The organism is Actinoplanes sp. CA-030573, from assembly GCF_050951115.1.
In the GTDB taxonomy this organism is placed as follows: domain Bacteria; phylum Actinomycetota; class Actinomycetes; order Mycobacteriales; family Micromonosporaceae; genus Actinoplanes.
Genome location: NZ_CP192038.1, coordinates 2,180,039 through 2,199,553 on the forward strand (window position 1 = coordinate 2,180,039; position 19,515 = coordinate 2,199,553).

The following is a 19,515-nucleotide window of genomic DNA, read 5'->3' on the forward strand; positions in this document are numbered from 1 at the left end:
CCCATGTTCCGCACCACCCCTGGCCGGCGGGCGATCCTCGGCCTGGCCCTCGCGGCGGCGCTGACCACCTCGGTCGCCGCCTGCGGTTCGGAGTCCGGCGACGGCTCCGGGACGGGCTCGGCCCCGGTCTCCAGCGCCTCGGCCGACACCAGCCTGGCCGACAAGGTCCCGGCCGACATCAAGTCGGCCGGCAAGCTCGTCATCGGGACCGACTCGACGTACGCGCCGAGTGAGTTTCTGGATGCCGACGGCAAGACCGTCATCGGCTTCGACGTGGACCTGTTCAACGCGGTCGCCCAGAAGCTGGGCCTCACCACCGAGTGGCAGTCGGCCTCGTTCGACAGCATCATCCCGGGCGTGACCAGCAAGAAGTACGCGGCCGGCGTCTCGTCCTTCACGATCAACCCGGACCGCCTCAAGCAGGTCACGATGGTCAGCTACTTCAACGCCGGCACGCAGTGGGCGGCCAAGAAGGGCGCCAGCATCAACGCCGACGACGCGTGCGGCAAGAAGATCGCGGTCCAGACGTCGACGGTCCAGGCCGACGACATCGCGGCCCGGTCCAAGAAGTGCACCGACGGCGGCAAGGCCAAGATCACGATCGACCAGTACCAGGCCCAGTCGGACGCCACCAACGCCGTGGTGACCGGCAAGGACGACGCCATGCTGGCCGACTCGCCGGTCTGCGCGTACGCGGTGAAGCAGACCAACGGCCAGCTCGAGCTGGTCGGCGACATCTACGACTCGGCGCCGTACGGCTACGTGCTGCCCAAGGACCAGGCCGACACGATGGGCGCGGCGGTGCAGGGCGCGCTCCAGGCGCTGATCACCGACGGCACCTACAAGACGATCCTGTCGAAGTGGGGCGTCGAGGCGGGCGCGATCACCAGCCCCGCGGTGAACCCCGCGTCCTGAGTCGATGACCGAGCCGACAACGACCGAGCGGGCACGGCCTGAACCGATCAAGGCCGTGCCCGTCCGGCACCCCGGACGCTGGGTGCTGATCGCGGTGATCGCGGTGCTGACCGCGATGTTCCTGCACGTGCTGGTGACGAACGAGCAGTTCGACTGGAAGTTCATCTTCGTCTCGTACGAGCCGGGCAAGCGCGGCGTCATGTTCACCGGCCCGGTGCTGGAGGGCCTGCGCGGCACCATCCTGCTGACGGTCACGTCGATGCTGATCGGCGTGGTGCTCGGCGTGATCCTGGCGATCATGCGGTTGTCCGACAATCCGATCCTCAAGGCCGTCGCCTTCGTCTACACCTGGTTCTTCCGGGCGGTGCCGCGGCTCGTGCTCGCGGTGCTCTTCGGCAACCTGAACATCCTGTGGAACCGGATCGGCTTCGGCCTGCCGTTCGACCAGCAGATCGGCAAGCTGTTCGGCATCGACGACCTGAACGCGCAGTTCTACAGCGTCAAGGCGAGTGACCTGCTGGCCGGGTTCGTGGCCGGCATGCTCGCCCTCGGGCTGTCCGAGGCCGCGTACATGGCCGAGATCGTCCGGGCCGGCATCCAGTCGGTCGACCCGGGCCAGGCCGAGGCCGCGACCGCGCTCGGCCTCTCCCGCGGGCAGGTGCTGCGCCGGGTGGTGCTGCCGCAGGCGATGCGGGTGATCGTGCCGCCCACCGGCAACGAGGTCATCGCGATGGTCAAGGACACCTCGCTGGTCGCCTTCGTGCCGGTCAGCGTGGAGCTGTTCTTCCAGCTCAATGCGATCAAGGCCCGTACGTTCGTGGTGTTCCCGGTCCTGGTGGCCGCCGTGATCTGGTACCTGATCCTGTGCACGATCCTGATGATCGGTCAGTATTTCCTGGAGCGGCACTTCGGCCGCGGCTACGGCTCGAGCAGCCGGGCCCGGCAGAAGCTCCGGGACATCGAGGTCGAAAGCAGCGGCCGGGTCGCCACCGAGGGCGGAGGAGCAACATGACAGCGGAGATGGTGCGCGCCGACAACGTGCACAAGTCGTTCGGCTCGCTCGAGGTGCTCAAGGGCGTCGACCTGGTGGTCCGGTCGGGCGAGGTGTGCTGCGTGCTGGGCCCGTCCGGCTCCGGCAAGTCGACGTTCCTGCGCTGCGTGAACCACCTCGAGAAGATCAACGCGGGCAAGATCTTCGTGGACGGCGACCTGGTCGGCTACCACGAGCGCGGCGGCAAGCTGCACGAGATGAAGAGCGGCGACGTCGCCCGCCAGCGGCAGCAGATCGGCATGGTCTTCCAGCGCTTCAACCTCTTCCCGCACATGACGGTCCTGCAGAACGTCATGGAGGCGCCCTGCCGGGTGAAGAAGGAGGACAAGGCGGCCGTACGCGATCGCGCGGCCGGCCTCTTGGAGCGGGTCGGCCTCGGGGACAAGAAGGGCAGCTACCCCGGTCAGCTCTCCGGCGGCCAGCAGCAGCGAGTGGCGATCGCCCGGGCGCTGGCGATGCGGCCCAAGCTGATGCTGTTCGACGAGCCGACCAGCGCGCTCGACCCGGAGCTCGTCGGCGAGGTCCTCGACGTCATGAAGGACCTGGCCCGCGACGGCATGACCATGGTCGTGGTGACCCACGAGATCGGCTTCGCCCGCGAGGTCGGCGACAACGTCGTCTTCATGGACGGCGGCGTCGTGGTCGAGCAGGGCCCGCCGTCCGAGATCATCGCGAATCCGCAACACGAACGAACCAAGGCATTCCTCAGCAAAGTGTTGTAAAGGCGACCGGGGCGGTCGGCCTTTCTGTCGTACCTCGGGTCTAGAGTTCCTGGACGTGAGCGACGACGCCCTGACCCCCCGTTTGCTGCTGCTCGACGGCCACTCGCTGGCGTACCGGGCCTTCTTCGCGCTGCCGGTGGAAAACTTCAGCACCCAGACCGGGCAGCCGACGAACGCGGTGTTCGGCTTCACCTCCATGTTGATCAACATGTTGCGTGACGAGAAACCGACGCACATCGTGGTCGCGTTCGACGTCTCCCGGGTCTCGTTCCGCACCGAGAAGTACGCGGATTACAAGGCCGGCCGGTCCGAGACGCCGCAGCCGTTCCAGGGTCAGGTCAGCCTGATCAAGGAGATCCTCGAGGCGCTGCGCATCCCGGTCGTGGAAAAGCCCGGCTACGAGGCCGACGACGTGATCGGCACCCTTGCGAAGCAGGGCCGGGCGGCCGGCATGGAGGTCATCATCTCCACCGGCGACCGCGACGCCTTCCAGCTCGCCGACGAGCACACCACGATCCTCTTCCCGGTGCGCGGCGTCTCCGAGGTCTGGCGCATGACGCCCGACGCCATCGAGGCGAAGTACTTCGTGCGCCCCGAGCGCTACCGCGACAAGGCCGCCCTGGTCGGCGAGGCCAGCGACAACCTGCCCGGCGTGCCCGGCGTCGGCGACAAGACCGCGGCCAAGTGGATCAATGAGTACGGCGGCCTCGACGGCATCGTGGCGAACGTCGACAAGATCAAGGGCAAGGCCGGCGAGAACCTGCGCGCCCACCTGGCCGACGTGCTGCGCAACTACGAGATCAACGCGCTGGTGTGCGACCTCGAGCTGCCGCTGAAGCCGGAAGACGTGAAGTGGCACGGCTGGGACCGCGAGGCCGTGCACCAGGTCTTCGACGCGCTCGAGTTCCGAGTGCTGCGCGAGCGCTTGTACTCGTACCTGGAGGCCGTCGAGCCCGAGGCGGAGTCCGGCTTCGACCTGTCCGGCTCGGTCCTGCGCCCGGGTGAGGTCGGCGCCTGGCTCGGTCAGCACGCCGCGGCGGCCCCGGTCGGCGTCGCCGTGAGCGGACATTTCGGGCGCGGTACCGGCTCGCTCACCGGCATCGCGGTCGCCACCGGCGACGGGCCGGCCGCCTGGTTCGACCCGGCCGCGCTCGACGAGGCCGACGAGCAGGCCGTGGCCCTGTGGCTGATCGACCCCGACCGGCCCAAGGTCGTGCACGACGCCAAGCCCGCCTCGCTGGCCATGCGCGCGCACGGCTGGACGCTCGAGGGCGTCCGGGTCGACACCGCGCTGGCCGCCTATCTCGCCAAGCCCGACCAGCGCGCCTACGACCTGACCGACCTCGCCCTGCGCTACCTCAAGCGCGAGCTGCGGGTCGAGGAGCCCGACAACGGCCAGCTCACCCTGGACGGGCTCGGCCACCAGGGCGCGGCCGAGGAAAACCTGATGCTGCGGGCCCGGGCCACCCTCGACCTGGCCGACGTGCTCACCGAGGAGCTCTCGCGCGACGGCGGCGAGTCGCAGGCCCTGCTCACCGAGGTCGAGCAGCCGCTGTCGCGGGTCCTGGCCGAGATGGAGCACCTGGGCATCGCCGCCGACACCGAGTACCTGTCCGAGCTCGAGGCCCACTTCGCGGCCGAGGTGAAGGCCGCACAGCAGGCCGCGCACGAGGTGGTCGGCCGCGAGTTCAACCTCGGCTCGCCCAAGCAGCTGCAGGAGATCCTGTTCAACGAGCGGGGCCTGCCCAAGACCAAGCGCATCAAGTCCGGTTACACCACCGACGCCGACGCGCTGCAGAGCCTGTTCGCGCAGACCGGCGATCCGCTGCTGGCCCACCTGCTGCGTCACCGTGACGTGGCCAAGCTCAAGTCGACGGTCGACGGCCTGCTCAAGTCGGTCTCCGACGACGGCCGCATCCACACCACGTTCAACCAGACCGTCGCCGCCACCGGCCGGCTGTCGTCGACCGACCCGAACCTGCAGAACATCCCGATCCGCACCGAGGAGGGCCGCCGCATCCGGCGCGCGTTCGTGGTCGGGCCCGGCTTCGAGCAGCTGATGACCGCCGACTACAGCCAGATCGAGATGCGCATCATGGCGCACCTGTCCGGCGACGAGGCGCTGATCGCCGCGTTCAACTCGGCGTTCGACTTCCACGCGGCCACGGCGTCGTCGGTCTTCCACGTGCCGGTCGAGGAGGTCGTCCCCGACCAGCGCCGCAAGATCAAAGCCATGAACTACGGGCTCGCGTACGGGTTGTCGGCGTTCGGCCTCTCCAACCAGCTCAGCATCGCGGTCGACGAGGCGCGTGGCCTGATGGAGGAGTATTTCGAGCGGTTCGGTGGCGTTCGCGATTATCTGCAGGCAGTGGTGCGCCGGGCCGTGCAGGACGGCTACACGGCCACCATCATGGGTCGCCGGCGGTACCTGCCGGATCTCTCCAGCGACAACCGGCAACGCCGCGAGATGGCCGAGCGGATGGCCCTCAACGCGCCGATCCAGGGCTCGGCCGCCGACATCATCAAGGTCGCCATGCTCCGGGTGGACGCCGCGATCAAGGAGTCCGGCCTGCGCTCGCGCATGCTGCTGCAGGTCCACGACGAGCTGGTCTTCGACGTGGCGCCCGGCGAGCGGGAGGCGCTCGAGGCGCTGGTGCGGCGTGAGATGGGCGGCGCGCACCCGCTGTCGGTGCCGCTCGAGGTCTCGGTCGGTTCCGGCCGCGACTGGAACGGCGCCGACCATTGAGGGTTGTTCGGGGCACACCTTGAGTCCCGCTCGCCGCAGGTCAGCGACTGGGTCTCCACCGCCCCGAATAATCCTCATCGAGCCGGATTCGCGGGCTTCTCACAGCTCGCGTTGATCGATCCGTGCCCGTGGGCGCGGTGACGCCCACGGGCTCGGGGAGGTAATGTTCGCCCCGCGGTACGTGTAACGACCAGTAAGGCGGGAACGATGGTGAGGAAACACTCCGAGGAGACAGTCGCCGCTGTCGCCGGCGGGCCGCTCACTAACAGCCCGATGGATCCCGCGCAGGCGAGCCGCTTCGCCCCGATGTTCAAGGCGCTCGGCGACCCGGTCCGGCTCCGCCTGCTCTCGATGATCGCCTCGGCCGGCGGCGGCGAGGTCTGCGTCTGCGACCTGACCGGCGCCTTCCACCTGACCGGCCCCACCATCTCCCACCACTTGCGCGTCCTGCGCGAGGCGGGCCTGGTAGACAGCGACCGCCGCGGCACGTGGGTCTACTACCGCCTGATCCCCGCCGGCTTGACGGTCCTGGCCGCGTTGCTGGACGCCGGAAGCATCATCAGCGGCGGCGGCTGACCCGCCCACCGCCGCGCTTCTGGCGGGCCGTGCCGCGGCGCCGCACTTCTCGCCGGCCGCGGCGCCGCGCCTCTCGTGGGCTCCGCGGCTCGCCGGGCCCGCCACCACTTCGCGTCGGCTTCGCCGCTCGCCGGCCCCGCCGCCACTTCGCGTCGGCTTCGCCGCTCGCCGGCCCCGCCGCCACACTTCTCACCGGTCGGCCGCTCGCCGCTCCGCCGCCCGCGCCCACGCGCCGAGCGCCTTCGCTGCGCCGTCCCACCCGCCCGCGCCGAAGCGCCGTAGCGACGCGCCCCCGCCTTCACGCGGCAATGCGTCGCGTCGGATCGACGCCCTGCCCGGCATCGGAACGCGCTGCCCTGCGGTGATCAGCCGCGGCGGTGGAGCGACCCGGGCTTGTGAACCGCGTCCTTCCCGGTCTTGTCGCTCGTGACCCGGTACTGCGGCTCCTCGGGCGACGCCGCCACCTCACGCCCGGCGGCCTCGGTGCGCTTGGTGATCTTCTGCTCGACGGTGCCTTCGACGGTCTGGCCGTGGCTGCGCCAGGTCACCTTGTCACCCTTGCTGAGGTCCTTCTTCTCGTTGCTCACCCCGGTCGCATACCCGCCACCCGCCCCCGGAAACGGTGACGGCGAGCTGGCTGCCTGGCCGCCGCAATGGCGCTCGCTGGTAGCGCCCCGCAATCTTCACGCGCAGCCTTTCCGCGATCTTGATGAGTGCCGGTGCGGGGTGGCACCGGAACTCATCAGCGTGCCGGAGGGCTGGCCGTCGCCTCCCCGATCTTGATGACTTCGAGGGCCGATGATGCGGCGTGCCGGGCTGGGACGGACGCGCCTCGCAGTGCCGGGTGGCGAGGAGGGGCGGGTGTGACCGGCGGGCGGATCCGTGCGGCGGACCGGTGGGTGGGCGGATCCGTGTGACGGAGCGGTGGGTGGGCGGATCCGTGTGACGTAGCGGTGGGCGGGCGGATCGGTGCGGCGTAGCGGTGGGTGGGCGGATCCGTGTGACGTGGCGGTGGGCGGGCGGATCGGTGCGGCGGACCGGCGGGCGGGCGGATCCGTGCGGCGGACCGGCGGGCGGGCGGATCCGTGCGACGGAGCGGCGGGCGGGCGGATCCGTGCGACGGAGCGGCGGGCGGGTGGGTGCGACCGGCGGAGGTGGCGCGGCCCGCGGGACGGTCAGTGGCGGGGGCCGGTGGTGGGGTGCGGGCCGGGCAGGTCGGCGACGAAGATGGCGGTGCCGGGGAACAGCCTGCCGCGCAGCGGGCTCCACTGGCCCCAGACCTGCTCGTGGCCGGCCGGCCACTCCGGCTCGATCAAATCGCGCAGCACGAAGCCGGCGGCGACCAGCTCGCGGATGCGGTCGCCCAGGGTTCGGTGCTGTTCGACGTACGTCGGGCGGCCCTCGTCGTCGGTCTCCACGTACGGGCGGCGGTCGAAGTACGAGTTCCGGGCGACCAGGCCGCTCTCGTCGGGCTCGTCCCAGAAGATCCAGCGCATCGGGTGCGTGATCGAGAACACCCAGCTTCCGCCGGGCCGCAGCACACGCGCCACCTCGAGCATCGCCGCGGCGGAGTCGGCCACGAACGGGATCGCTCCGAAGGCGGTGCAGACGATGTCGAATACGCTGTCCGCGAACGGGAGCGCCAGCGCGTCGGCTTGCACGAGCGGAACGCGTACGCCGGACCGGGAAGCCCCCGCCACCGCCTGCCGCAACATGCCCGCCGAGAGATCCATCGCCGTCACCTCGGCGCCCTGGCCGTCGAGCCAGCGGGCCGCCGCCGCGGCGCCCGCGCCCAGCTCCAGCACCCGGCGCCCGCGCACGTCGCCGAGCAGGTGCGCATCGGCCTCACGCAGGCCTTCCGGGCACCACACGAAGTCGGCGTCGCCCAGGAAGGCGCCGTGCTCGGCCTGGTAGTCGTCCGCGTCTAAATCCCACCAGCCGCGGCTGGCGCGCCGGCTCTCGTCGTCGGTAACCGGGCGGCGCGACGGCGCCGGAGTGTCGATCACCGGTCAACCGTACGACAGAGTCCGGATCGGCATATTACGGGCACGGTTCGAGGTTTCCGCCGAACATTGTGCCGCCGTCGTGAGGAGGGCTTGCAACCTGTGGTAATGCGCACGGTAAGCTAGTCGATGCGCTCGCGGATCGTGTGCCTCGGCAGGGAGCAGGCTCCGTGGTCGTCGGTCTCGGCATGATCGACTGCGTGTGGTCCTGACTAATCGTTGGTGATCGTCTCGCTCGTTCGTGCCGTGCCCGGCGGCAGTTCCGCGGAGCGCGCGAGACACCACAAAACCATCCGTTCGGAGCAACTGTCCACATGACGAGCAGCATCGAGGCCACCTCGAGCGCCAACAAGGTCACCGTCGACGACCTCGGATCCGAGGAGGCGTTCCTCGCCGCGATCGACGAGACCATCAAGTACTTCAACGACGGCGACATTGTCGAAGGCACCGTCGTCAAGGTCGATCGGGACGAGGTCCTGCTCGACATCGGCTACAAGACCGAGGGCGTGATCCCCTCGCGTGAGTTGTCGATCAAGCATGACGTGGACCCCGCGGAAGTGGTGTCGGTCGGTGACCACATCGAGGCTCTTGTTCTCACCAAGGAGGACAAGGAAGGCCGCCTGATCCTGTCCAAGAAGCGCGCGCAGTACGAGCGCGCCTGGGGCACGATCGAGAAGATCAAGGAAGACGACGGCGTCGTCCGCGGTTCCGTCATCGAGGTCGTCAAGGGTGGCCTCATCCTCGACATCGGTCTCCGCGGCTTCCTTCCGGCCTCGCTGGTCGAGATGCGCCGCGTCCGCGACCTCCAGCCGTACGTGGGCCGGGAGCTCGAGGCGAAGATCATCGAGCTGGACAAGAACCGCAACAACGTGGTCCTGTCCCGCCGCGCGTGGCTCGAGCAGACGCAGTCCGAGGTTCGCACCGAGTTCCTCAACAAGCTGCAGAAGGGCCAGGTCCGCAAGGGCGTCGTGTCCTCGATCGTCAACTTCGGCGCCTTCGTCGACCTCGGTGGGGTCGACGGCCTGGTGCACGTGTCCGAGCTCTCCTGGAAGCACATCGACCACCCGTCCGAGGTCGTCGAGGTCGGCCAGGAGGTCGAGGTCGAGGTGCTCGACGTCGACCTGGACCGCGAGCGCGTCTCGCTGTCGCTGAAGGCGACCCAGGAAGACCCGTGGCGCCAGTTCGCCCGCACCCACGCGATCAACCAGATCGTCCCGGGCAAGGTCACCAAGCTGGTTCCGTTCGGCGCGTTCGTCCGGGTCGACGACGGCATCGAGGGCCTGGTGCACATCTCCGAGCTGGCCGAGCGGCACGTCGAGCTGCCCGAGCAGGTCGTGCAGGTGGGCTCCGACGTCCTCGTCAAGGTCATCGACATCGACCTCGAGCGTCGCCGGATCTCGCTGTCGCTCAAGCAGGCCAACGAGAACTTCGTCGAGGGCGAGGAGCACTTCGACCCGACGCTGTACGGCATGGCCGCCACGTACGACAACGAGGGCAACTACATCTACCCGGAGGGCTTCGACCCGGAGACGGGCGAGTGGCTCGAGGGCTTCGACAAGCAGCGCGAGGCCTGGGAGAAGCAGTACGCCGACGCCCGCGAGCGCTGGGAGGCCCACACCAAGCAGGTGCAGGCGTCCCGCGAGGCCGACGCCGAGGCCGCGCTCAACCCGGCTCCGGCCGCGGCGAGCGCTCCGACCGGCACGACCACCTCGTCGAGCTCGCCGGCCCCGGCGCGCGCCGCCGAGGAGCCGTCCGGCACGCTGGCCACCGACGAGGCCCTCGCCGCTCTGCGCGAGAAGCTCGCCGGCGGCAAGTAAGGCGGCAAGCAAGGCGGCAAGCAAGTTCTGCGTCATGTGAAAGGCCGTCCCGGCTCCGGCCGGGGCGGCCTTTCGCCGTTGTTTGTTTGCTCACCGGCAACTGAGATACTCGGTAGGTGCTGAGGGTCGGGTTGACGGGCGGCATCGGAGCGGGCAAGAGCGCGGTGGCGCAGCGGCTCGCCCACCTCGGTGCGGTGATCATCGATGCCGACCGGCTGGCCCGCGAGGTGGTGGCCGTCGGCACGCCCGGTCTGGCCGAGATCGTCGGGACGTTCGGCGCCGGCGTGCTGACCCCGGAGGGCGACCTCGACCGGGCGGCGCTGGGCGCCAAGGTGTTCGGCGACGAGGCGGCCCGGCGGCGGCTCGAGAAGATCATTCATCCGCGCGTACGGGCCCGGACCGCCGAACTGATCGTGGAGGCGCCCGCGGACGCGATCGTGGTGAACGACGTGCCGCTCCTGGTCGAGACGGGGCTGCCACCGACGTACCACCTCGTCCTGGTCGTGGAGGCCCGGCGTGACCTGCGCATCTGTCGTCTCACCGAGACGCGCGGGATGACCCGGGAGGAGGCCGTCGCCCGGATCGGCGCGCAGGCGGACGATGCGCAGCGGCGGGCCGCGTGCGACGTGGTGATCGAGAACAACGGGACGCTCGCCGAGCTGCACGCCAAGGTGGACCGGATCTTCCGGGAGCGGCTGGTGCCGTTCGAGGAGCACGTGCGGCTCGGCACCCGGGCCCGGCCCGAGACCGAGCTGCGGATCGCCGAGCCGGACCCGGAGTGGCCGGTCCAGGCGGCGCGGCTGATGGCCCGGTTGCGGCACGCGATCGGTGAGACCGCCCGGGTGAGCCACATCGGCTCGACCGCGGTGCCGGACCTGCCGGCCAAGGACATCATCGACCTGATGCTGGCCGTGCGGACGCTCGACGAGGCGGACGCGCTGGCCGAGCGGCTGGGGGAGGCGGGCTTTCCCCGGCGCGAGGGCGAGTGGGCCGACAACGCGCGAGGTGTCCCGGGCGTGACCTGGCCGAAGCGGCTGCACGGCAGCGCCGATCCGGGGCGGCCGGTCAACCTGCACGTCCGGGTGCACGGGTCGCCGGGGTGGCGGTTCGCGCTGCTCATGCGGGACCACCTGCGGGCGGTGCCGGCGGCGCGGGAGGAATACGCGGCGGCCAAGGCGCGATGGGCGGTCGAGCACGCCGACCGGTACGCGTACGGGGAAGCCAAGGAGCCTTGGTTCGACGCCGAGGCGCGGGCCGCCGACGACTGGGCCGAAGAGGTGGGGTGGCAGCCGGATCCCGGGCAGTGACAACCGGCTCGGGAATGGGCAGCCGGCTCGGGAATGGACAGCCGGCTCGGGAATGGACAGCCGGCTCGGGAACGGACAAGCGGCTCGGGGAATGGTTAGGCGCTCGCGGCGGCCGGTCTGCGCTCAGCGCGACCACCGTGGGTGCGCTCGCCCGGAGAGCCGGGGCGCATCGACCACGGGCCGGCCCGCACGGACCGTGTGGTGATCCGTCGGCGGAGCCGGGCGGCCGCCGCGAGCGGCCTACCCGAACAGGCTAGGCGAGCCCCGCAAGGCCGGACAACAGCGGGAATGTGCACCCTCAGCACGGGGTTCGCAGAAGTTGTCATACCCCCGACGTACGGTGGTCCCATGCCTCTCGACATCCCCGTCCGCGATGGCCGCTTCGAGGTCATCAGCGAGTTCCAGCCGGCCGGTGACCAGCCCGCGGCGATCGACAAGCTCGAGCGGCGTGTCCGGCGCGGCGATCGGCACACGGTGCTGCTCGGCGCCACCGGCACGGGCAAGAGCGCGACGACCGCGTGGCTGATCGAGCGGCTGCAGCGGCCGGCGCTGGTGCTCGCCCCCAACAAGACCCTCTGCGCGCAGCTGGCCAAGGAGTTCCGCGAGCTCCTGCCCAACAACGCGGTCGAATACTTCGTCAGCTACTACGACTACTACCAGCCCGAGGCCTACATCGCGCAGACCGACACGTACATCGAGAAGGACTCCTCGGTGAACGAAGAGGTCGAGCGCCTGCGCCACTCGGCGACCATGTCGCTGCTGACCCGGCGCGACGTGATCGTGGTGGCCACGGTCAGCGCCATCTACGGCCTGGGCACCCCGCAGGAGTACGTCGACCGCTCGGTGCGGCTCAAGGTCGGCGAGGAGGTCGAGCGCGACAAGCTGCTGCGCCGCCTGGTCGACATCCAGTACGCGCGCAACGACATGGCCTTCCAGCGGGGGACCTTCCGGGTGCGCGGCGACACGCTGGAGATCATCCCGGCGTACGAGGAGCTGGCCGTCCGCGTCGAGCTGTTCGGCGACGAGGTGGAGAAGCTGTACTACCTGCACCCGCTGACCGGCGAGGTGATCCGCGAGGTCGACGAGCTGATCATCTTCCCGGCCTCGCACTACGTCGCCGGCCCGGAGCGGATGGAGAAGGCGATCCGCGGCATCGAGGCCGAGCTCGAGGAGCGGCTGGCCGAGCTCGAGCGCCAGGGCAAGCTGCTCGAGGCGCAGCGCCTGCGGATGCGTACCACCTATGACGTCGAGATGATGCGGCAGGTCGGCTTCTGCAACGGCATCGAGAACTACTCGATGCACATGGACGGGCGGTCGCCCGGGGAGCCGTCGTTCACCCTGCTCGACTACTTCCCCGACGACTTCGTCACCGTCATCGACGAGTCGCACCAGACGATCCCGCAGATCGGCGGCATGTACGAGGGGGACGCGTCCCGCAAGCGCATCCTGATCGAGCACGGGTTCCGGCTGCCCAGCGCCGCCGACAACCGACCGCTGCGGTGGGACGAGTTCCTCGAGCGGGTCGGCCAGATGGTGTTCCTCTCCGCGACCCCCGGGCCGTGGGAGATGCAGCAAGCGCAGGGCGAGTTCGTCGAGCAGGTGATCCGGCCGACCGGCCTGGTCGACCCCCAGGTGGTGGTCAAGCCGACCAAGGGCCAGATCGACGACCTGATGCACGAGATCCGGCTGCGCACCGAGCGCGACGAGCGGGTGCTGGTGACCACGCTGACCAAGAAGATGGCCGAGGACCTCACGGACTATCTGCTGGAGAACGGCATTCGCGTGCGCTACCTGCACTCCGAGGTCGACACGCTGCGCCGGGTCGAGTTGCTGAAGGAGCTGCGCAAGGGCGACTACGACGTGCTCGTCGGCATCAACCTGCTGCGGGAGGGCCTCGACCTGCCCGAGGTGTCGCTGGTGGCGATCCTCGACGCCGACAAGGAGGGCTTCCTGCGCAGCGGCCGGTCGCTGATCCAGACCATCGGCCGCGCGGCGCGCAACGTCTCCGGCGAGGTCCACATGTACGCCGACAAGGTCACGCCGTCGATGCGCGACGCGATCGAGGAGACCGACCGGCGGCGGGCCAAGCAGATCGCTCACAACGAGGCGAACGGCATCACCCCGCAGGCCCTCCGCAAGAAGATCCACGACATCCTCGACGACATCTACCGCGAGGCCGAGGACACCGACACCGTGGTGGCCAACGGGCCGATGGTCGGCGGTGGCGGCCGGCAGATCTCCCGCGGCAAGGCCCCGGTGCCCGAGACCAGGTCGAAGGCGCGGGCGTCCAGCGGCGCCGCCCGCGAGGGCATGGCCCGGGCCGAGCTGGCCCAGCTCATCCAGGACCTGAACGATCAGATGCTGGCCGCGGCGCGCGAGCTGCAGTTCGAGCTGGCGGCCCGGATCCGCGACGAGATGTCCGAGCTGAAGAAGGAGCTGCGCGGCATGGATATGGCGGGCGTGAAGTAGGGATCGTTCGCTAGCCTCCACGGGTGACCGAAGCCTGGACGACGCTCGAGGGCCTGCCCGACGAGTTGCTGAGGCTGGTGGAGCGCTGCGTCCGGGCCGACGGCGGCATGCCGCTCGCGACCGAGCCGTGGTTCCTCCGCCGGCGTTGGGCCGCGGACGGAGGGCGGGCGTTCGCCCTCCGCGCTCCGGGCAGCCCGGCCGCGCCGGACAACGCCGTGTCGCCTGGCGGTTCGGCCGCGGGGGCTGGTGCCGTCGCGGCGGGCGCCCTTCTGGCGGCCGGTGCGGTGTGCCCGACCGGCGACGGCGTGATCGTCACCGGCCTGGTCGACCCTGACGCGCGCGGTCGTGGCCTCGGCGCCGAGGTGCTGGACCGATGCCTGGCGTCGGCGGCCGAAATCAGCGCGGGCGGGGAGGGGCGGGCGCCTCTCGAAGTCACCATCGAGAGCGAGTCGCTCACCGACGAGGCCGCCGCGCTGTTCGTCTCGCGCGGTTTCCGGCAGGTCTTCGCCGAGGACGTCATGCGGGCCGAGGTCAAGGACGCCACCCCGGCCATCTGGCCCGCCGGCGCCACCCTCAGCGAGTGGTCGGGCGAGACCGCCTCGCGCTTTCATGCTGTCTATCGGGCCGCCTTCCGCGACCGCCCGGGCTTTCCGGACGAGCCGGCGGCCGAGTGGATCGCCGAATACGACGAGGATGACGACTTCCGCCCGTCGTGGTCGGTTCTGGTCACGCTTCCCGGCCTGGGCGACGCCGGCTTCATCACCTCGGCGCTGGGGTGGGTGGTGCAGGTCGGCGTTCTCCCCGCGGTGCGCGGCCGGGGGCTCGGCGCCGCGCTCGTGTGCGAGTCGCTGGCCCGGATGGCGGCCGACGGCGCGACCGAGGCCTGGCTCAACGTCAACGTCAACAATCCGGGCGCGGCCGCGCTCTACCGGCGGCTCGGCTTCGCGGATCGCGGGCGGCGGGCACGGTACACGAACTAGCGGGCACACGAACAAGGGCGGTACACGAACAAGGGCGATACACGAACAGACTAGGTTCCTAGGACGCCTGAACGAACTGAACGAATCGCCCACACCGGCCATCCCGCGCTACCCTGATGAGAAATACATGACCGGATGAGCGGTTCGAGCCGAGAGACGGCCCACGCTTTTCCGGGGTGCCATGCCATTGGGTCTCGCGATGAGACACAATGGCTGCCGTAGGAGGGGAGTATTCCCTCGCGCCGGTCTCGTCAACACGGAATGCCCTGGTGGGCTACCCGGGGCCGGCGGTCGCCACGGGCGGCGGAAGAGACCTCCGACAGCCGCACGCCGCTGTGCTCGCCCGGCTCGGGTGGACACAGCGTCGAACCGTGTCTGCCGGAGGTCGTCGTTGATCGTGTCCGCCTGGGTGTGGATCGCCACCCTCATCGCCCTCGTCGCCGTTCTGGCCGTCGATCTGCTGATCATCGGCCGGCGACCGCACGAGCCCTCGATGAAGGAGTCGGGCGCCTGGGTGGCGTTCTATGTGGGGCTCGCCGTTCTGTTCGGCGCCGGCGTCTGGGTGACGGCCGGCGGCCAGTACGCGGGTGAGTTCTACACCGGCTGGCTCACCGAGTACTCGCTGAGCGTCGACAACCTCTTCGTCTTCGTGATCATCATGGGCCGGTTCGCCGTGCCGCGGCAGTTCCAGCAGAAGGTGCTGCTCATCGGCATCGTGCTGGCGCTGGTCATGCGCGGGCTGTTCATCGCCGCCGGGGCCGCGCTCATCGCCCAGTTCTCGTGGGTCTTCTACATCTTCGGCGCTTTCCTGGTCTACACCGCGATCACGCTGGTCAAGGAGGGCGGGAACGACGAGGAGGACTTCAAGGAGAACGTCCTGATCCGCTGGGCGAAGAAGGCCTTCCCGGTGTCGTCGTCGTTCGGTGACGGCCGGCTGATGACCGTGACCCGGAGCGGCCGGCGCCTGTTCACGCCGATGCTGATCGTGATGATCGCGATCGGCACCACCGACCTGCTCTTCGCGCTCGACTCCATCCCGGCGATCTTCGGGATCACCAAGGAGCCGTACCTCGTCTTCACCGCCAACGTCTTCGCCCTGATGGGCCTGCGCCAGCTGTACTTCCTGCTCGGCGGCCTGCTCGAGCGACTGGTCTTCCTCAACTACGGCCTGGCCGCGGTCCTCGCGTTCATCGGCGCCAAGCTCTTCCTCGAGGCGCTGCACACCAACAGCCTGCCGTTCATCAACGGGGGCGAGGGCGTCCACTGGGCCCCGGAGATCCCGATCTGGCTCTCGCTACTGGTGATCATCGGCACCCTCGGCATCGCCACGCTCGCGAGCCTGGTCAAATCCTCGCGCGACCGCAAACGCGAGTTACTCAACGCCAAGGCCTGACAAACAACGGCAAAGGCCCGGTTCCCGTACGGGAAACCGGGCCTTTCGTGACTCAGTTCTGCGCGTGCTTGCGCCGGGCCGCCTGACGCCCCCGGGTCTGCTGGTCGAGGATGACCTTGCGGATCCGGACCGCCGACGGGGTGACCTCCACGCACTCGTCCTCGCGGCAGAACTCGAGCGCCTGCTCCAGCGACAGCTTGCGCGGCGGGATCAGCTTCTCGGTCTCGTCCGCCGTCGACGAGCGCATGTTGGTGAGCTTCTTCTCCTTGGTGATGTTGACGTCCATGTCGTCCTGGCGCGAGTTCTCGCCGACGATCATGCCCTCGTACACCTCGGTGGTCGGCTCGACGAAGAGCTGGCCGCGCTCCTGGAGGTTGGTCATCGCGAACGCCGTCACCACGCCGGCCCGGTCGGCCACGAGCGAGCCGTTGCTGCGGGTGCGCAGCTCGCCGAACCACGGCTCGTAGTCCTCGAAGAGGTGGTGCATGATGCCGGTGCCGCGGGTCTCGGTCAGGAACTCGGTACGGAAGCCGATCAGGCCACGGGCCGGGACCAGCCACTCCATCCGCAGCCAGCCGGTGCCGTGGTTGGTCAGCTGCTCCATGCGGCCCTTACGGGTGGACAGCAGCGTGGTGATCGCGCCCATGAACTCGTCGGGCGCGTCGATCGTCAGCCGCTCGACCGGCTCGTAGATCTTGCCGTCGATCGTCTTGGTCACCACCTGCGGCTTGCCGACGGTCAGCTCGTACGACTCCCGCCGCATCTGCTCGACCAGGATGGCGAGCGCGAGCTCGCCGCGGCCCTGGACCTCCCAGGCGTCCGGCCGCTCGGTCGGCAGCACCCGGAGCGAGACGTTGCCGATCAGCTCGCGGTCGAGGCGGTCCTTCACCATGCGCGCGGTGACCTTGCTGCCCTTGACCTTGCCGACCAGCGGCGACGTGTTCGTGCCGAGGACCATCGAGATGGCCGGCTCGTCGACCGTGATCAGAGGGAGGGGCTGCGGGTTCTCGGCGTCGGCCAGGGTCTCGCCGATCATGATCTCGGGGATGCCGGCGATGGCCATGATGTCGCCGGGGCCGGCGCTCTCGGCCGGCTTGCGCTCGAGGCCCTCGGTCATCAGGAGCTCCGAGATGCGTACGTTGCTGATCGTCCCGTCGGTCTTGCACCAGGCGACGGTCTGGCCCTTGCGGATCGTGCCCTCGTGCACGCGGCAGAGCGCGAGCCGGCCGAGGAACGGCGACGAGTCGAGGTTGACCACGTGGGCCTGCAGCGGCGCCTCCTCGTGGTAGGTGGGCGCCGGGATCGTCTCGAGGATGGTCGTGAACAGCGGCTCGAGGTTGTCGCTGTCCTGCGGGACCGTGCCGTCGGCGGGCTGGGCCAGCGAGGCGATGCCGTCGCGGGCGCAGGCGTAGACGATCGGGAAGTCGATCTGGGACTCGTCGGCGTCGAGATCGAAGAAGAGGGCGTACGTGTCGTCGACCACCTCCTTGATCCGGGCGTCCGGCCGGTCCACCTTGTTGATCACCAGGATGATCGGCAGCCGGGCCTGCAGGGCCTTGCGCAGCACGAAGCGGGTCTGCGGCAGCGGGCCCTCGGACGCGTCGACCAGCAGCACCACCCCGTCGACCATGGTGAGGCCGCGCTCGACCTCGCCGCCGAAGTCGGCGTGGCCCGGGGTGTCGATGATGTTGATGGTGACCGGCTCGCCGTCGACCGGCTGGTAGCTGATGGCCGTGTTCTTGGCGAGAATGGTGATGCCCTTTTCCCGCTCCAGGTCCATGGAGTCCATGACGCGGTCGGTCATCTCGCCGCGTGCGTGGGACTGTCCGCCCTGTCGGAGCATGGCGTCGACCAGGGTGGTTTTGCCATGGTCGACGTGAGCGATGATGGCGACATTGCGGAGGTCGGTGCGGGTCTGCATGCCTCCATTGTCCCCGGTCTCGGTTGCCGTCACGGGTCCGGGGTAGAGCGGCCGGTCCTGAGTTTTTTGTCCGGTTAGCCGGGCAGCGGAGGTTGTGCGCCGGCTGTTAGCGTTCGCCTTCGGCGTTTCACGGGGAGGTCGTTCGTCGATGCGTGCACGGATTCTGGCAGTGGTGGTGGCCCTGGTGGTCGCCGCCGGGTGCGGTCTGACCGGAAACAAGGACAACAACGACACCGGCTCGGCCGCCGCGGCGGCGGCCGACGAGCCCTCGTTCGAGCCGGTGACCGAGTCGCCGACCCCGGAGGAGGAGCCGACCACCGAGCCGCCCTCGCCGAAGCCGTCGAAGACGCCGAGCAAGAAGCCCAAGACCACCAAGCCGACGCCGACCGGGCCGGTGAACAACTTCGAGCACGCGGCCTGCTTCCACTACGACGGCAAGGCGGTCTCGAAGAAGTCGGCGAAGTCCGCGCTGAACGCGGCGGCCGCCAAGAAGTACTGGCCGAAGAGCGCGCCGACCCTGACCGTGCCGTCCGACCTCGTGCGCAGCGTCGCCTGGAACGAGAGCGGCTGGCAGTCGAACATCGTGAACTGCGACGGCGGCTTCGGCCTCATGCAGCTGATGCCGGACACGGTCTCGATGATCAACTCACGGTTCGAGCAGTCCTACGACGTCAAGGACTACAAGCAGAACGCCGTCCTCGGCGCCAACTACCTGGCCTGGCTGACGAAGTACATCGGCGACCTCTACTTCAAGAACAACTACAGCTTGAGTACGTCGAAGTGCTCGTCGACGTCGTCGTGGTGCCTGCTCAACCTGGTGATCGCCGCCTACCACGCCGGGGTCGGCACCGTGGAGGCGGCCGGGTCGAGCAAGAAGGTGCCGAGCAGCGACTACGTCGGCGTCGTCCGCGCGCTGATGAGGTCGTGCTTCTGCGACAGTTACTGACCCCGCGGTCACACCCGCGGCCACACCGGCGGCCCCACCCGCGGCCCCACCCGAGGGCCCGGCCCGGCGCGAGCTACACTTGACGACTGAGACCCGGGACCCGTTTTGACCCGTCCTTCGACGCGGTAGTAAGGTCCCGGGGTTGTCGTGTGTTGATGATGCTGGCGAGCTGCATAATTTCGGCTTGCAGCTCACCCTAAGGAGCCCTACGCAATGCCGCCCAAGAAGAAGACCCATGAGGTAACCCTCGCGCTTGAGGCGGGTAACGCCGCGATGGTCGACCTCGGCAAGATGCTTGGTCCGACCGGGGCCAACATGCGTGCCGTGAAGGTGGAGTACGACGAGGCCACCGCGAAGAACCGGGGCGAGATCATCCCGGTCATCGTCTCGGTCTACGAGGACCGCAGCCACACGCTGGCCTACAAGACGCCGCCGACCAGCTTCCTGATCCGCAAGGCTCTCGGCATCCAGTCCGGCGCGTCGAACCCGCTGACCCAGACCGTGGGCACGCTCAGCGAGCAGCAGATCAAGGAGATCGCGGAGCGCAAGCTTCCCGACCTCAACGCGAACGACCTGGACGCGGCCATCAAGGTCGTGGCGGGCACCGCCCGGTCGATGGGCGTGAAGGTCCCCAGCTGACCCGCAGCTTGTGAGAAGGGCCCCCGGCGT

At 69.4% G+C, this 19,515-nt stretch carries 15 protein-coding genes; 12 read left to right on the forward strand and 3 right to left on the reverse strand.

What is annotated here, in order from left to right; genetic code table 11:
• Positions 1 to 3 precede the first annotated feature (3 nt).
• From ACQP2F_RS10190 to ACQP2F_RS10210, 5 genes are all read left to right on the forward strand, one after another.
• Complete coding sequence (locus ACQP2F_RS10190; RefSeq protein ID WP_433302796.1) at positions 4 to 915, forward strand: ABC transporter substrate-binding protein; 912 nt, start codon at positions 4 to 6, stop codon at positions 913 to 915.
• A gap of 4 nt (positions 916 to 919) precedes the next feature.
• Positions 920 to 1,927 (forward strand): amino acid ABC transporter permease, encoded by a 1,008-nt coding sequence (locus ACQP2F_RS10195; RefSeq protein WP_433302798.1) that lies wholly within the window; start codon positions 920 to 922, stop codon positions 1,925 to 1,927.
• The gene (locus ACQP2F_RS10200) at positions 1,924 to 2,688 is read left to right on the forward strand and encodes an amino acid ABC transporter ATP-binding protein (RefSeq protein WP_433302800.1); all 765 of its coding nucleotides are present in this window, start codon (positions 1,924 to 1,926) and stop codon (positions 2,686 to 2,688) included. Before ACQP2F_RS10195 ends, ACQP2F_RS10200 begins: the two co-directional genes overlap by 4 nt.
• 55 nt (positions 2,689 to 2,743) lie before the next feature.
• On the forward strand, positions 2,744 to 5,434 hold the full coding sequence (gene polA, locus ACQP2F_RS10205; RefSeq protein WP_433302802.1) for a DNA polymerase I: 2,691 nt from the start codon (positions 2,744 to 2,746) through the stop codon (positions 5,432 to 5,434).
• Positions 5,435 to 5,707: 273 nt separating this feature from the next.
• Positions 5,708 to 6,010 (forward strand): ArsR/SmtB family transcription factor, encoded by a 303-nt coding sequence (locus ACQP2F_RS10210; protein ID WP_433302804.1) that lies wholly within the window; start codon positions 5,708 to 5,710, stop codon positions 6,008 to 6,010.
• A 365-nt stretch (positions 6,011 to 6,375) separates the two neighbouring features.
• On the opposite strand, the gene ACQP2F_RS10215 is transcribed toward ACQP2F_RS10210, so the two are convergent.
• Together ACQP2F_RS10215 and ACQP2F_RS10220 are read right to left on the reverse strand one after the other, a co-directional pair.
• Entirely contained in the window at positions 6,376 to 6,597 is a 222-nt protein-coding gene (locus ACQP2F_RS10215) for a DUF2945 domain-containing protein (RefSeq protein ID WP_433302806.1), read from the reverse strand.
• A gap of 588 nt (positions 6,598 to 7,185) precedes the next feature.
• Positions 7,186 to 8,013 (reverse strand): class I SAM-dependent methyltransferase, encoded by an 828-nt coding sequence (locus tag ACQP2F_RS10220; protein ID WP_433307438.1) that lies wholly within the window; start codon positions 8,011 to 8,013, stop codon positions 7,186 to 7,188.
• A gap of 314 nt (positions 8,014 to 8,327) precedes the next feature.
• Between ACQP2F_RS10220 and rpsA the strand changes: the two genes are divergently transcribed.
• The 5 genes from rpsA (at position 8,328) to ACQP2F_RS10245 (ending at position 15,979) form a co-directional block, all read left to right on the forward strand.
• Entirely contained in the window at positions 8,328 to 9,830 is a 1,503-nt protein-coding gene (gene rpsA, locus ACQP2F_RS10225) for a 30S ribosomal protein S1 (RefSeq protein WP_433302808.1), read from the forward strand.
• 116 nt (positions 9,831 to 9,946) lie between these two features.
• Positions 9,947 to 11,137 carry a dephospho-CoA kinase gene (coaE, locus tag ACQP2F_RS10230; RefSeq protein WP_433302810.1) on the forward strand — a complete coding sequence of 397 codons (1,191 nt, stop codon included), beginning with the start codon at positions 9,947 to 9,949 and terminating at the stop codon, positions 11,135 to 11,137.
• 348 nt (positions 11,138 to 11,485) lie between these two features.
• The gene (gene uvrB, locus ACQP2F_RS10235; protein WP_433302812.1) at positions 11,486 to 13,606 is read left to right on the forward strand and encodes an excinuclease ABC subunit UvrB; all 2,121 of its coding nucleotides are present in this window, start codon (positions 11,486 to 11,488) and stop codon (positions 13,604 to 13,606) included.
• Positions 13,607 to 13,629: 23 nt separating this feature from the next.
• Positions 13,630 to 14,586, forward strand: a complete 957-nt coding sequence (locus tag ACQP2F_RS10240) for a GNAT family N-acetyltransferase (protein ID WP_433302814.1) — start codon at positions 13,630 to 13,632, stop codon at positions 14,584 to 14,586.
• Between the two features lie 397 nt (positions 14,587 to 14,983).
• Complete coding sequence (locus tag ACQP2F_RS10245) at positions 14,984 to 15,979, forward strand: TerC family protein (RefSeq protein ID WP_433302816.1); 996 nt, start codon at positions 14,984 to 14,986, stop codon at positions 15,977 to 15,979.
• A gap of 52 nt (positions 15,980 to 16,031) precedes the next feature.
• Here ACQP2F_RS10245 and typA read toward each other — a convergent pair whose 3' ends face one another.
• Positions 16,032 to 17,900, reverse strand: a complete 1,869-nt coding sequence (gene typA / locus ACQP2F_RS10250) for a translational GTPase TypA (RefSeq protein ID WP_433302818.1) — start codon at positions 17,898 to 17,900, stop codon at positions 16,032 to 16,034.
• A 148-nt stretch (positions 17,901 to 18,048) separates the two neighbouring features.
• On the opposite strand from typA, the gene ACQP2F_RS10255 reads away from it, so the two are divergent.
• Positions 18,049 to 18,846 (forward strand): transglycosylase SLT domain-containing protein, encoded by a 798-nt coding sequence (locus ACQP2F_RS10255; protein WP_433302820.1) that lies wholly within the window; start codon positions 18,049 to 18,051, stop codon positions 18,844 to 18,846.
• Positions 18,847 to 19,059: 213 nt separating this feature from the next.
• A complete protein-coding gene (locus tag ACQP2F_RS10260; RefSeq protein WP_433302822.1) occupies positions 19,060 to 19,485 on the forward strand; it encodes an uL11 family ribosomal protein in 426 nt (141 codons plus the stop codon).
• The last annotated feature ends 30 nt before the right edge of the window (positions 19,486 to 19,515 follow it).